The sequence below is a fragment of the Rosettibacter primus genome (assembly GCF_036860675.1).
GTDB lineage: Bacteria > Bacteroidota > Ignavibacteria > Ignavibacteriales > Melioribacteraceae > Rosettibacter > Rosettibacter primus.
Map to the genome: position 1 here is coordinate 92,673 of NZ_JAYKGK010000002.1, position 14,309 is coordinate 106,981.

Sequence of the window (14,309 nt, forward strand, 5' to 3'; positions counted from 1 at the left end):
CCTGCCCAATAATAAAAAAAGAGCCTTCAGAAATTCTGAAGGCTCCTACAATTACTTCACATCAGATTAAAAACTGTATCTTAAACCAATCTGCATTCTCCATCGAGATGCCATATCACTTACTTGAGCGGCTTTATTGTTATTTGGTTTAGAGAATGTAAATACTGGTCTTGTATTTAATGCAGCATTTGAGTTTACATTTCCATTTTCATCAACTCTACCTTGATATGTAACTAGACGATAAGTGGAACTACCAACACTTTCAACTTTGCCCCATTCGCTGTTAAGTAAATTAAGAACATTAAGAATATCTATTGATAACTGGAATCTGCCAATGCCCCATAAATCTGGGATATCCTGTGTTACTCTTAAATCTAAATATTGCTGCCATGGTTCTTTTGCACCATTTCTTTCAGCAATTTTACCACGATTTGCATTTAAGTAATCATCATTCTTAATGAAAGCTTCTAAATCATCGTACATTTTTGAATTTGCTGGCACATATTGTTTGTTTGAAATTGTACCCAACAATATTTCAGATTTATTTCTCGGTATGTAGAACAAATCATTCTGGTCAAATCCATCATTATTTAAATCACCGTAAACAATGTATGAGTATGGGGAACCGCTTTGACCATTGTAGAATAATGAAATAGTTGTTGGAGCATTCTTAAAGAATTCTTCTGTATAAGAAACAGAAGCATATACACGATGTTCAACTTCCCATTGAGAAGTAGTTAACTTTGGACTATTCGGGTCAATATCAATAGGATTGTATCTCATTTGTGATTGAGCTTGAGAAGAGTTCAAACTGTTCTTATCTTTTGCTTGTCCATATGTATAGCCAGCATTAACTGAAAATCCACGAGCTACATTTCTTTGAATCTGGAATACTAAATTATATTGATAACCAGAACTTGTGTTATATAATTCAAGAACATCAAAGAAATTACCGCCGCCAGAATTTGTTCCGCCATAAATTGGACGACCATCAAGACCAGTTCCAATCATAGAAATTTTTGCAATTGGTGGATTCAAATTAATTTTTCGATAAAGCATTTCATTTAGGTTCTTGGAATATAATACTTCAAATGTTCCAATAAAACCTAATGGTAATTGTTGGTCTATACCTACATTAAGTCTTAGGAGTTGAGGAAGTTTTAAATCTGGGTCAACTAAGTTAATTTCTGATTGTAGTCTTGCTGCTCCAGTACCTGGGTCGCCGGCAACATATTGATTATATGGGTCAGCTCTGAACTGTAATCCTGTTCCTTGATTTCTAACTTCTGCAGTAAATGTTCCTGCATTACCAAAATTGTTCGACATCCATACATATGGAATTCGTCCTGTGAATACACCTAAGCCACCACGGACTTGAGTTGTTCTGTCACCTGATGCATCCCAGTTAAACCCAATACGAGGTGACCAGAGCAGATTCCCACTTGGAACTCTGTTAGTTTTATAGTCCGGGAAATATTGCGGAACCAATGGATTTTCATCTGGAGTATCGGGGAATACTGGGATATCAATACGCAAACCATAATTTAGTTTTAATCTTGAAGAGACAGTCCATTCATCTTGAACATAGAAACCAAATTGAAGAACAGAGAATTCAGCTGCTGGAATTGCTTTTGGATCTCGTGGATCCCCTTTTCTTGAATATACTCTTTGATAGAATGAAACTTTATCTGCAATAAAATCTGCTAAACTATTATATTCATAATAACCAAATGCTGAACGAGCAAAAAGATTTGAGAATTTGAAAAATTCATTATGAGTTCCAATTGTGAATGTATGATCTCCAGCAAAGATATTGAAGTTGTCTGTAATTTCAATAATATCCTGGTCTAATCTATTTGCAGAAGAGAATCTATCAGGACCAGCATAGATATTAAATGTTCCATTTAATTCTTTAATTAATACTTCTGGAGCATCTGCAGAAATTCCTTTTCTTTTATCGCGAATCATTGTATATCCAGCAATAAGTTCATTTGACATTGTATTGCCAAATGTACTGTTCAATATTAAAACTGTAGAGTTTGTTGTGTTGCTCATTTTATAAGGTTGTGTATCAAACAGCAAAGTATTTACCTGGCGAAAATTATAAAATTTATCAGCTGAAGCATCAACAAAATTATGTCTTAATGTTAATTTATGATTAGCTGCAAGGTTATAATCAAATCTTAAGAATAATTTTGTGCTTGGTTGATGAAGTGTAACATCATTATAAGTTCCTGCATTAAATCCCTTTGCTGCAAGAGCAGCTTTAACTTGATCAGCAAGTGCTTTTAGTTCAGCTGGCGTTTTTCCACCGTATCCACTGATTAAAGAAATATTTGGAGCGGGATTATCATAAGCAGTTAATTCACCATTTACAAAGAAGAATAATTTATCTCGTAAGATTGGTCCACCAACTCTAAAGCCATATTGATAATCTTTGAATTCATCTACAGCCTTAGAAGTAACCCCGTTAACTTTATACTTTCCAACTAAATCTTGATTTCTTCCATAGAAATATACTGAACCAGAAAGATTATTTGTTCCACTTCTTGTAATTGCATTAATACCACCACCTGTAAAACCACTTTGACGAACATCGTAAGGGGCTATAACAACCTGAAATTCACTGATAGCATCCAGACTTATTGGATTTGTGAATGTTTGACCACCTGGAGTTCCTGTGCTGCCTAATCCAAACAAATCATTATACTGAGTTCCATCAATTTGTATGTTGTTATAACGACTTGTACGACCCGCTGCACCTAAATCTGTTCCTGAGAATAATGGTGATAGTTTTGCAAAACTTTGAAAACTTCTGCTAACGGTAGGCATAGATTCTATAGCACGAGGAGTAACTGTTTGAGCAGCACCAGTTCTTGCCTGGCTTAAAATAGCTCCCTTTTCTGCAGTAACTGTTACACCGCTTAATTCAACTGCTTGTTCGGGTAGCTTAAAATCAATTCTTAAATTTTGACCTAACTCAAGTGAAAAACCTTCTTCTACCTGAGTAGTATATCCAACATAAGAAACTGTTACTTTATAAGGACCTCCTACTCTCAAGCCAAGCAGATTATATCTTCCGTCTTCTCTTGAAGTAGTTCCATATTGAGTTCCTGAGGGCTGGTGTACTGCTATAATATTAGCTCCTGGCAAAGGATTTCCATTCTGGTCAACCACTTTGCCATTTAGAGCGGCTGATGTAACGCCTTGTGCCCACAAAGACGTTCCCATCATAATTAAAAATAAAGCTATTAGAGAAAATAATTGTTGAATTTTTTTCATATACACTCCTCATTGGTTTGTAGATTTTTAATTAAAAGATATATGCTTTTTGTGTAGATAAAAAATTTTTTTATGCGGCTAAATATCAGGGGATTTAATTTCATATACAAGTTTTAATTCAGAGTTAATGATTTTTTAATACTCTGACAAAATCCTAAATAAGATTTTTTTCCTAACAGAAAATAGGAAAATACTTTTAATAGCAAAAGAATTTTTTATTTTTTTTGAATTTTAATTCTTTCTTATGTGTTGAATTTTAACTTAACTATATTTGTAATATCAAAATCATGGCAATTACTATGAAAAAATTAATTAATAAACTTTTTTTACTTCTGATTTTAATTCAGATATCGGTTTTTGCTCAAAAACCATATGTTATTTTAATTTCATTTGATGGTTTTAGATGGGATTATTTGAACCGCGGTATCACACCAAATCTGGAAAATATTCGCAATGAAGGAGTATCTGCCATTTCTCTCAGACCTGTATTTCCATCTAAAACTTTTCCAAATCATATTTCATTAATTACAGGTATGTATCCAGAAAATCATGGAATCATTAGTAACAGCTTCGTAAACCCATTTAACAATCAAAAATATAGAATGGGAGATACTAATGCTGTTCGCGATGGCAGATGGTATCTTGGTGAAGCATTCTGGGAAACAGCCGAAAGAAATGGTATTAAAACAGCAAGTTATTTCTGGCCTGGTTCTGAAATAAGAATCCCTTATAGACATCCATCTTATTATGAATTCTACGACCATAATCGTTCCTTTCAGGAAAAAATTAAAGGGGTAATTAACTGGCTAAAATTACCACCTGCTGAAAGACCTCATTTCATTACTTTATATTTTCATGAAACCGATACTTATGCCCATGACTATGGAACAAATTCAACAGAAATTAACAATGCAATTAAGCATCTTGATAATGTAACTGGATATCTTTTGAACGAACTAAAAAATATTAACATGATTGATAGCATAAACATAATTATTGTATCGGACCATGGAATGACTGACATTTCAAAAGAGAAATCTATTAACATTGAAAAGCTATTAGAAAACTATAATTGTAGATTTGAAGATGATGGTCCAGTTATGATGATTGAACCTCCCAAACAATTTTTAAAAGAAGTTTATGATATTCTTAAAAAAAATGAAAACCACTATAAAGTATATTTGAAAGACGAAATGCCTGAATATTATCACTACAATAAAAATCCTTTTATATTTTCAATAATTATTGTTGCAGATTTAGGCTGGTCATTAATACGAAATTCAAAATCTGAATGGCTGAATACAGCAAAAGCAAATCATGGTTATGACAATAATCAGATTGACATGCATGGAATTTTTCTTGCAACCGGTCCAAAATTCAAAAAAAATTATAAAACAGGAACTCTATGGAATATTGATTTATATCCTTTGCTATGTAAAATATTTAATATTCAGCCGCGCTCAAACATTGATGGAAAACTCGATAGGATTGAATTTATTTTAAAAGAAAATTAAGCATCAACATGAACGATAAACTTCTCAAAATAAATTACGAGAGACACAAACTTGCCAATGGCTTGGAAGTAATTTTATATCAAGATAAAAGTCTTCCGATTGTTGCAGTAAATATCTGGTATCGTGTTGGTTCGGCAAATGAATCAAAAGGTAAAACTGGATTTGCTCATTTATTCGAACACATGATGTTTCAGGGTTCTAAACACATTCCTAAAGGAGAACATTTTAGATTAATACAAGAAGCTGGTGGTTCTCTTAACGGCTCCACTTCCTTTGATAGAACAAATTATTATGAAACAATTCCTTCTAATTATCTTGAATTAGCTTTATGGTTAGAGTCAGACAGAATGGGATTTTTACTACCTGCATTAACAGAAGAAAAATTGAATAATCAAAAAGATGTTGTTATGAATGAAAGAAGACAAAGGTATGAAAATCAACCATATGGACTTGCATGGGAAATTCTTCTATCAAATTTATTTGCACAAAATCATCCTTATTCATGGCCTACTATTGGCTGGATGGAAGACATTAAAAATTTCAAACTCGATGATGTAATAAATTTTTTTAAAACTTATTATAGCCCCAACAATGCAACGCTTGTAATCGGCGGAAATTTCGAATTTGACAATGCAATTAAATTAGTTGAAAAATATTTCGGGGAATTCCCATCAAATAATTCAATTCCTGAAGTTAAAACACCTGAGCAAAAATTAGAAGATTCAAAAAAAATAATTCATGAGGATAATGTTCAACTGCCGAGAATTTATTTAGCATGGCATTCAGATAAAATTTTTGGGAACTACGATGCATCGCTTGATATTCTTTCCGACATTTTAACTTCATCGAAAAATTCAAGACTCACAAAATCACTTGTCTATGATAAACAAATTGCTCAGGATGTTAATGCTTTTCAATACTCAGGTAAATATGCAGGAATGTTTTTAATTATCTCAACTGCTAAACCGGAGATACTTCTTGAAGAAATTAAGAAAGAAATTTTTGAGCAAATTAATTTTCTAATCGACAATGGAATCTCAGATGAAGAATTAATAAGGTCAAAAAACAGTATTAAATCTCACTACATTTATTCTCTTCAAAAGCTGGATGTAATTGTTGACCATATTAATCATTATAATTTTTATTTGAACGAGCCTGATTCTTTTATGTTTGATTTAAAGCGATATGAAAATGTAACAAAAGAAGATGTTATTGAAACAGCGAGAAAATTTTTAGCGAATCCTTATGTTGAATTAAACATTATTCCAAAAAAGAGTAAATAAATATGATAGATAGAACCAAAGCACCTGTTCCCTCAGAAGATATTTCATTTGAAATACCAAAGATTGATTATTTCACATCTTCGAAAGGATACGAAATATTTTATATTAGCAAAGAAAAACTTCCAATAGTAAGTTTCAATATTGTTCTTTTCAGCGGGAGTAAATATGACCCTGAAAATAAAAAAGGTCTGGCACTTCTTACTTCTTTTATGATTGATGAAGGAGCTGGCAAATACGATGCATTTCAATTAAGTAATGAATTTGAAAAACTGGGCACAATATTCAGTATAACTGTTAATCATGATACATTTTCATTTTCTATTTTATCACTCAAAGAAAATTTTGAGCGTTCACTTGAGCTGCTTTCAATGATATTAAATGAACCTCGATTTGATGAAAAAGATTTTCAGCGTGAAAAGAAAAAACTTATTAATAAAATAAAGCAGCTTAAAGACGAACCTTCGTATATTGCTTCTACTGCATTTGACAAACAAATTTTTCAAGAGTGTTATTATTCATATCCTTCCATTGGATATGAAAACACTGTTAATAACATTACGATTGATGATGTTAAAGAATTTTATAATAAATACATTAAAAATTCTAAAAAGAAATTTATTGCAGCTGGTTGTTTATTCCAGAAAGAAATTTCTGAACTAATTGATAAATATTTCACTTCAAAAGAAATTATTCTTCCAGAATTAGAATTAAAACTTCCTGAGAAATCCTCAACAAAATATTTTATTGTCCACAAAGAAAATTCTGCTCAGGGAGAAATTAGAATTGGTCATCTTGATGGATTAAGAAAATCACCCGATTATTTTGCAAATAAATTAATGAATTCAATACTTGGTGGTGAATTCTTCAGCAGAATTAATCTTAATCTCAGAGAAAAGAAAGGTTTTACTTATGGCGCTCATTCTTCATTTAATTATTTTCAAAAAATTGGGTATTTCGAGATTGGAACAGCAGTCAACATTGAAAATGTTGGCGAATCAATATCAGAAATTTTATATGAGTTAAATAACATTAAACAAAATATTACTCGGGAAGAAATTAATCTCGCAAAATCATTTTTAATAAAACATTTTCCCTCTAATTTTGAATCTTATACACAACTTTCCCATAGCATAGCTCTTTTAATAATTCATAATCTTCCATTAAGTTATTATAACGAATATATTAATAACATACAGTCTGTAACAGAAGATGAAATAATAAATGCAGCTAAAAGAAATATACATACTGATGAATTGACTGTTCTTGTTGTTGGTGATAAAAATAAAATTCTTCCGCAGCTTAAAATGCTAACAAATGAATTAATTGAACTCGATATTTACGGTAGTTTTATTGAGAAATTAAATTTATAAGCTTACTTCCCAAAATTATTTTTTACAAGATATGTAGATGAAAGTGGAATTATTTTATTTCCCTTTTTTCTCATTCTGTCAAATTCATCTTTTATCTTTAAAAAATTTTCATAAGATAAACAAAATATTTTTTGATTTAACTGTAGTGTTTGGTCAGTTGATTTAATTTTATCACTCTCACTTTTATCTTCTGCATGAAACCTGAATTTTGATATAAGTTCGTTTTCGTCATCTGAATTCAAATGAATAAACTCAGACAGATTGATTAAATTAATTTTTCTTTTTTTGAATTCATCTCTAATAAAATTGAATGTCGTTGAATTATACAATTCTGAAGATTCATCGACTATAAAAAGTTTAGCATTGCTAAATGAAGTAGTAATATTTTTAATAGAATTTTTCAAAATATATTTATGAGATTTTGGATTTAGCTTAAATGGCATATCCGTAACATCATCATTTAATAGAACAATAAATTCTTTTGAATAATTTTTAAGTTCATTTGCTTTCATAATTACATCCTCTTCAGGAATTACCACCGCTGAAAATGGATAAGGAATTGACAAAAAAGAATTAAAATCTTTCTCGTTCAAATCAAATGCGTTTGAGATAATAAAACAAAGGTCATTTCTTTTTCTTACTATTTGATTATCCGGTATTAATTGAATGAATTGCTTGAGATACTCATTTGAATAAATTCTAATTTCTGTTGTGCCAAAAAATTTTTTTTCTTCTGAGACAAAACTTGTAATATCATTTTCAATTTTTTTGTGAAAATCTCTGATAATCAGAGGAATTGGTAAATCTGCAGGGAGTTTTACAACAATTTTTTTCTCGATTGAATCTTCATCAGCAATTTTGACTTTTACAAAAGAAATCCACTCAGATTCAATTCCAAAATCGCTCAGCACATCATAAAAAATTGAATCGAGTTGACGACATGTAAATTCCTGCTCATTATTTTCAACTTTCTTTCGCATTGTAAAAAAATCTAAAGCTACATTTATTATTAAAAGCAGAATAGCTGATGCAATTAAATACTTTGTAATTTTCTTTTTAAACTGCATAGATTGACAACAGATTAATTAGATTTCAGAATAAGAAAAGTCATTTACGATTTTATATTTTAACAAAGATTGGAATATTTGCTTTTATCACAAACGATATGTGTTGATTACTTGGCAAATAATTATAATATGTTATCACATCAAGTATAAACATCGAAAACCCGGCACCAACTTGAAATCCAAATCTTCCAAAGTCCTCCAAAAAATTTTGTTTATTTCTATCAATTTTGAATTGATGTAAATTTTCGAAATATGCATATTCAATCCCGGCATCAACAATTGGCATAAGTAATACCACATTTTCAAGTACAGGATGGAAATAATATCTGACACCTGAAGAAATTAAAATTACATTGCTTGAGAATGAAGAATAATCTGATTTTTTATAAAGGTCCTGTCTGCCAGGGAAATGTCCATATCCAACAGTCGTATATAAAAAAAATGGCATGAAAATATTATCTGTATAAGAGAAAGTTACATCAAAACCAACACCGATGTTGCTGTTTTTATTAAGAGTCCCAACAGGAAACTTTGGACCAACTCCCACTGCCATAAACAAGCCTTTTGCTTCACCAAATTTTATAATCTGTCCATTTGATATTGAAGCAAAAAATAAAAAAAATATTATGAAAATTTTTTTAATCATAAATTTTTATTTACCAAATAATTTAGTTCCTATTCCATGTTTATAAACAAGTTCACCGCCAAAATGAGCTGTTAATAAAACAATAATTACACCAATAAAACTAAGCAAAACAAATATTAATTGATATTTTCTAAAAAATTTTTTCTTAATCAACAAATAAGTTCTAATAGTAATTAGTGCTGTAAAGTACCAGACGGTCATATTAGCATAATCTTGATGTCTTTCAATTAATTTATATAATTCATTTTTTGTGATATTGTTAATTACTGATTGATACGCTTGATTTCCTGTAAGCACAGATAAAATTGCACTTAATATTCCAAGTATTAATAATATGTAAGAACTTTTGGTTAAATAATCTTTCTTAAAAATGAAACCAAAAAATTCAAAAACAAAATAAATTACAAATAGCGATACTGAAAAATGAACAACCTTAGGATGCAGATTTGAAAGTAATTCCATTAGTTTTTCAATTATTTTTAATATTAAGAATTAATTTAACAACAAAGCACACTGCCTCCATTAACATTCAGTATTTCACCATTGATATGTCTAGCCAAATCCGAAGCAAGAAAAAGAACAGGACCGGCAATATCATCTGCAGTAGCAATTCTTCCGACAGGAATTTCTTTACGCACTTTTTCCTTAAATTCTAAATCCGAAAATACTTCACTGCACATTTCTGTATCTACCCATCCAGGTGCAACTGAATTTACATTGATATTAAAAGGAGCTAATTCAACCGCAAGAGATTTTGTAAATGAAATTATACCGCCTTTTGATGCTGCATAATGAGAGTGATATGCTTCTCCACGCTGACCTGCGGTTGATGATATAAAAATCATTCTGCCAAAATTATTTTTTTTCATGTATGGCAAACAGGCTTTAGCAAATAAAAATGTGGAAGTTAAATTGATTCTCATTAATTCATCCCAGCCTTCAAGGGTCAGTTTTTCAAGAGTTCCATCATTCCAAATTCCAGCATTATGAACAAGAATATCAATTTTACCAAAATCTTTTACGACATTATCAACCATATCAAAAATTTCTTTTTCTGATTCCATATCAACCTTATAAGCTTTTACCATATCAGGAAATTCTTTTTCAAGAAGTTCTGCTCTTTGTTTAGAATTCTTATAAGTAAAAGCAACTTTTGAATTTGCTTTTACAAAATATCTTACACAGGCTTCTCCAATACCACGAGAACCTCCTGTTATAATTGTTACTTTATTTTTTAAATCTATCATTAGTACCTCACTTTATAGAGAAATAAACCTTTTGCTGGTACAGATTCTCTTGCAATTTTTCTATCTTTTTTAGAAAGAACATCCATCAAATAATTTTCATTCAAATTTTTTTCTGATGCATAAAGAAGTGTTCCAATTATAGTTCTAACCATACCATGAAGAAACCGATTAGCAGAAATATAAAATAATGTTAAATCCTTTACTCTGCGCCATCGAATTTCATTTACAAAACAAATTTTGTTTCTAATTTCTTCATTTACTTTGGAAAATGAAGTAAAATCATGTTCACCTAAAAAAACTTTGCTCATTTCATTTAATCTGCCAATATTAATTTTTTCAATTGGCGGATATAAATAAGAATATTTATTAAAAAATGGAGATTTACTGTGTGTAAAAATATAGATATAACTTCTATTCTTAGCATCATATCGTGCATTAAATGATTCATGGACTTTTTCAATTTTTTTAATTGATATATCATCAGGCAGAATAGAATTCAAGGAGTATTGAAATTTATTTAGATCAATTTCTTTATCTGTCCTGAAATTTGCGGCTTGACCAAGAGCATGAACGCCAGTATCTGTTCTTCCTGAACCAATTAAATTTACTCTTTCCTTCAATATTACTTCAATCGCACCAATTATTTTTTCCTGAACAGTTACTGCATTTCGTTGAATCTGCCAACCTGCATAATTAGTTCCATCGTATTGAATATGAAGAAGAAAATTATTCATAATAAATTTGAATTTTATTACAAAAGTTACAGAAAAAATTTATTAATCATATTCTATAAAAATATTTTTAAAAAGTGAGAAGATTAAATTTTTTTGTTGTTTTTTAAAAATCGAAAAATTAGATTGTTGTTTGACTAATAACAATTAGGTTGATTATTCGAATCAATGGATAATCATATTTTTATTAATAATAATTACTCTACCAAATTAATTTAATTAACTAATTCCATTAACCAAAAAGGGGTGTGTATGAAAAAAGTAATACCACTTTTATTGCTATTTGCTCTAATACCAACCCTTCTTTTAGCTCAAAACACATTCAGAATAATGGGAAGGGTAACAGACACACAAGGGGAGCCGCTTGTAGGAGCAAATGTTTATATTAAAGCTTTCAATATTGGAGCAGCAACAGACCTTGATGGAAAATATTCATTTGAAGTGTCTAAAGACCTCGCGAAAGGTCAGCAGGTTGTTCTAAGTGTAACTTACGTTGGTTACAAATCACAATCAGTTAATATCATTCTTACAGGAAATTCTATTGAACAAAACTTTCAATTAGAAGAAGATATTTTTGAAAGTGAAACAATTGTAGTAACTGGTATTGCATCAAGGACTTCAAAATCGGTGTCAGAAATTGCAGTCTCAAGAATTCCTGCAGCTGAATTAACTGCAGTTCAAAGTTATCAAGGTATTAATCAATTATTAAGTGGCAAAGTAGCTGGCGTTCAACTAAAACCAACTTCTGGAAATGTTGGTGGTGGATTCAGCTTTTTTGTTCGTGGTGGAGGTGGATTAAACGGTGATGAACAACCAATGATTTTTGTTGATGGAATTAGAGTTGATAATACAGAAATTATTGGCTATGGAAGAGGCGGACAGGGATTTAGCATTCTTGCTAATCTAAATGTTCAGGACATTGAAAAAATTGAAGTATTAAAAGGACCAGCCGCAGCGGCAATGTATGGTACAAATGCTTCCAACGGTGTTGTTATGATTACAACTAAATCAGGAAAGCTAATACCTGGTTTAGGTAGAGCTGTTTCTATTGATTACAAATATAACTTTGGAATCAACACTCCTTCATTCAAATATAAAGCTGAAGATTTTCTTTCAGTGAAAGATAATGACAGAGCTAATAAAATTTATAAAGATGGCTTCATAAGAGACCACTTTATTAGTGCTTCTGGCGGTACGGGAATATTAAGATATTATGCATCTTTCCAGAATCGTATTGAAGAAGGAATACTTGACCCAATTAAGGGAGATCGTAAAACTTTCAAAGTTAATGTAGCAGCTTATCCTGCAGATAATTTAAGCATGAAATTTAATACTGGCTTTGCATATAATTACATGCAAGCACCAAATAACGACAACAACATTTACGGGTATCTCGGTAATACACTTTTAGCATTATGGGCTTTTACAGATAGTGCTGCAGTTGCAAATTTCCAAGATAAAAACAATAATAACCAATTTCTTGGTTCTTACAGTATTACATGGTCACCTATTCCGAACATGGACGTAAATGCTTCTGTGGGTATGGAAGATTCGGATTGGAGACAGGACCAAATCTATCCAGCACAATATAGATATGGAACAATCAATAAAGGTTCAAAAAGAATTTATAACAGACACTATAGAGGTTTCACTTATGATTTGAATGCTCGTTATTCCTACGATATAATTGAAGGATTAAGAAGTACCTCAATTATTGGTACACAAATTTCAGACCGTAGAGTTCAAACAAGTTATATGAATGCTGAACAGTTTGGTTCTCAATACATAATGAACATCGGATCAGGTGCTACAATAAGAGAATATAACGAAGGCGCAGCTCATAATCGTGATGCTGGTATTTACTTCGAAAATGATTTCTCTTATAAAGATACTTATTTCTGGACATTGGCAGTTAGAAGAGATTATGCAAGTGCAGTTGGACGTGAAGCTCCAGCAATTACATATCCAAAAGCCAGCTTTGCTCTACGTCTTGATAAAATGTTTGAACTTCCAAAAGAAATTGATTTATTGAAATTAAGAGCAGCTTATGGTGTAAGTGGTCAATTACCAGCTAATGATGATGGTATTCCATTGCTATGGTCTGCTGTAAATGCTGGCCATGGAATCGGTGCAGTATTAAATGCAATTGGAAATGAATCAATAAAACCAGAAGAAATAAAAGAAATTGAAGTTGGATTCGAAACAGAGTTTTTAAATATGTTCTCTCTTGAATTTACTTATTTCAGACAAAATGCAAGCAACTCAATTGTCGACAAACAGAATGCTCCTTCAACAGGTCTTACTGCAAGTGCTGTTCCATTTAACATTGGTGGTATGAAAAACTGGGGCTTTGAATCTCTGTTACAATTTAACCCAATTAGAGGAAAAGATTATAATTTATCATTCTCCTTCATCTGGAACTACCAGAACAACGAAGTAACTGATTTAGGCGGTGCACAACCCATATTTGACGGCTTTGATGTCAATGTTATAAAAGAAGGTATGAGAAAACATGAATTCTATACATGGAAAACAAAAGGAGCTAAATTTGATGCAAATGGTAAATATATTGGCGTTGAAGCTACCGAAGACAGAGTTGATTTAGGAAATCCATATCCAGACCATTATGGTTCTTTCACAGTTAATTTTAGATTCTTAAAGAACTTCAACTTATATGCATTGGCTGAATACGGATTAAATAATAAAGTTTATAATCTTACTAAACAATTTGCAATTCAATACAGCAATAATACAACTTATGAAGAATTAAAAGCTAAATTAGGTCTTACAACAAAATATCCAGAAATTCAAAGGTTAGAAGTTGGTTCAGCTGAATATAGAGCAGCTGCAGAACAATACGCAAGCATGAACTATGTTTACGATGGAAACTTTATTGAAGATGCAGATTTCCTTGTTATAAGAGAATTAAGCTTGAGTTATGATTTCACAGATTTAATTTCAGAATTTATTCCTGGTAATTACATCCGCAATTTTGTTGTAGGATTCTCAGCTTACAATATGTTTAAGTTCTCTAAATACACAGGTGCAGATATTGAAGTTAACTTTGCTGGTAGCAGAAGCTTATCACGTGGACAGGATTTCTTAACTCTTCAGAATCCTAAAGTTTTCAACTTCTGGTTCCAAATTGGATTTTAATTGAAGGAGAAAT

The 14,309-nt window shown here is 31.0% G+C and carries 10 protein-coding genes; 4 read left to right on the plus strand and 6 right to left on the minus strand.

What is annotated here, in order from left to right:
- Nucleotides 1-66 precede the first annotated feature (66 nt).
- Nucleotides 67-3,282 carry a TonB-dependent receptor gene (locus VJY32_RS03480; protein WP_353676498.1) on the minus strand — a complete coding sequence of 1,072 codons (3,216 nt, stop codon included), beginning with the start codon at nt 3,280-3,282 and terminating at the stop codon, nt 67-69.
- 299 nt (nt 3,283-3,581) lie between these two features.
- On the opposite strand from VJY32_RS03480, the gene VJY32_RS03485 reads away from it, so the two are divergent.
- The 3 genes from VJY32_RS03485 to VJY32_RS03495 are packed head-to-tail and all read left to right on the plus strand — an operon-like array spanning nt 3,582 to nt 7,449.
- Nucleotides 3,582-4,796, plus strand: a complete 1,215-nt coding sequence (locus VJY32_RS03485; RefSeq protein WP_353676499.1) for an alkaline phosphatase family protein — start codon at nt 3,582-3,584, stop codon at nt 4,794-4,796.
- A gap of 8 nt (nt 4,797-4,804) precedes the next feature.
- Nucleotides 4,805-6,079, plus strand: a complete 1,275-nt coding sequence (locus tag VJY32_RS03490) for a M16 family metallopeptidase (RefSeq protein ID WP_353676500.1) — start codon at nt 4,805-4,807, stop codon at nt 6,077-6,079.
- A 2-nt stretch (nt 6,080-6,081) separates the two neighbouring features.
- Nucleotides 6,082-7,449 carry a M16 family metallopeptidase gene (locus VJY32_RS03495; RefSeq protein ID WP_353676501.1) on the plus strand — a complete coding sequence of 456 codons (1,368 nt, stop codon included), beginning with the start codon at nt 6,082-6,084 and terminating at the stop codon, nt 7,447-7,449.
- 2 nt (nt 7,450-7,451) lie between these two features.
- Here VJY32_RS03495 and VJY32_RS03500 read toward each other — a convergent pair whose 3' ends face one another.
- The 5 genes from VJY32_RS03500 to truA are packed head-to-tail and all read right to left on the minus strand — an operon-like array spanning nt 7,452 to nt 11,143.
- Nucleotides 7,452-8,516, minus strand: a complete 1,065-nt coding sequence (locus VJY32_RS03500; protein ID WP_353676502.1) for a hypothetical protein — start codon at nt 8,514-8,516, stop codon at nt 7,452-7,454.
- A gap of 52 nt (nt 8,517-8,568) precedes the next feature.
- Complete coding sequence (locus tag VJY32_RS03505) at nt 8,569-9,162, minus strand: hypothetical protein (RefSeq protein WP_353676503.1); 594 nt, start codon at nt 9,160-9,162, stop codon at nt 8,569-8,571.
- A 6-nt stretch (nt 9,163-9,168) separates the two neighbouring features.
- Nucleotides 9,169-9,624 carry a DUF2231 domain-containing protein gene (locus VJY32_RS03510; protein WP_353676504.1) on the minus strand — a complete coding sequence of 152 codons (456 nt, stop codon included), beginning with the start codon at nt 9,622-9,624 and terminating at the stop codon, nt 9,169-9,171.
- Nucleotides 9,625-9,659: 35 nt separating this feature from the next.
- Nucleotides 9,660-10,409 (minus strand): SDR family NAD(P)-dependent oxidoreductase, encoded by a 750-nt coding sequence (locus VJY32_RS03515; RefSeq protein WP_353676505.1) that lies wholly within the window; start codon nt 10,407-10,409, stop codon nt 9,660-9,662.
- Complete coding sequence (truA, locus tag VJY32_RS03520; RefSeq protein WP_353676506.1) at nt 10,409-11,143, minus strand: tRNA pseudouridine(38-40) synthase TruA; 735 nt, start codon at nt 11,141-11,143, stop codon at nt 10,409-10,411. The genes VJY32_RS03515 and truA overlap by 1 nt, the downstream gene beginning before the upstream one ends.
- A gap of 249 nt (nt 11,144-11,392) precedes the next feature.
- On the opposite strand from truA, the gene VJY32_RS03525 reads away from it, so the two are divergent.
- Nucleotides 11,393-14,296, plus strand: coding sequence for a TonB-dependent receptor plug domain-containing protein (locus VJY32_RS03525; protein ID WP_353676507.1), 2,904 nt, complete (start codon nt 11,393-11,395; stop codon nt 14,294-14,296).
- Nucleotides 14,297-14,309 lie beyond the last annotated feature (13 nt).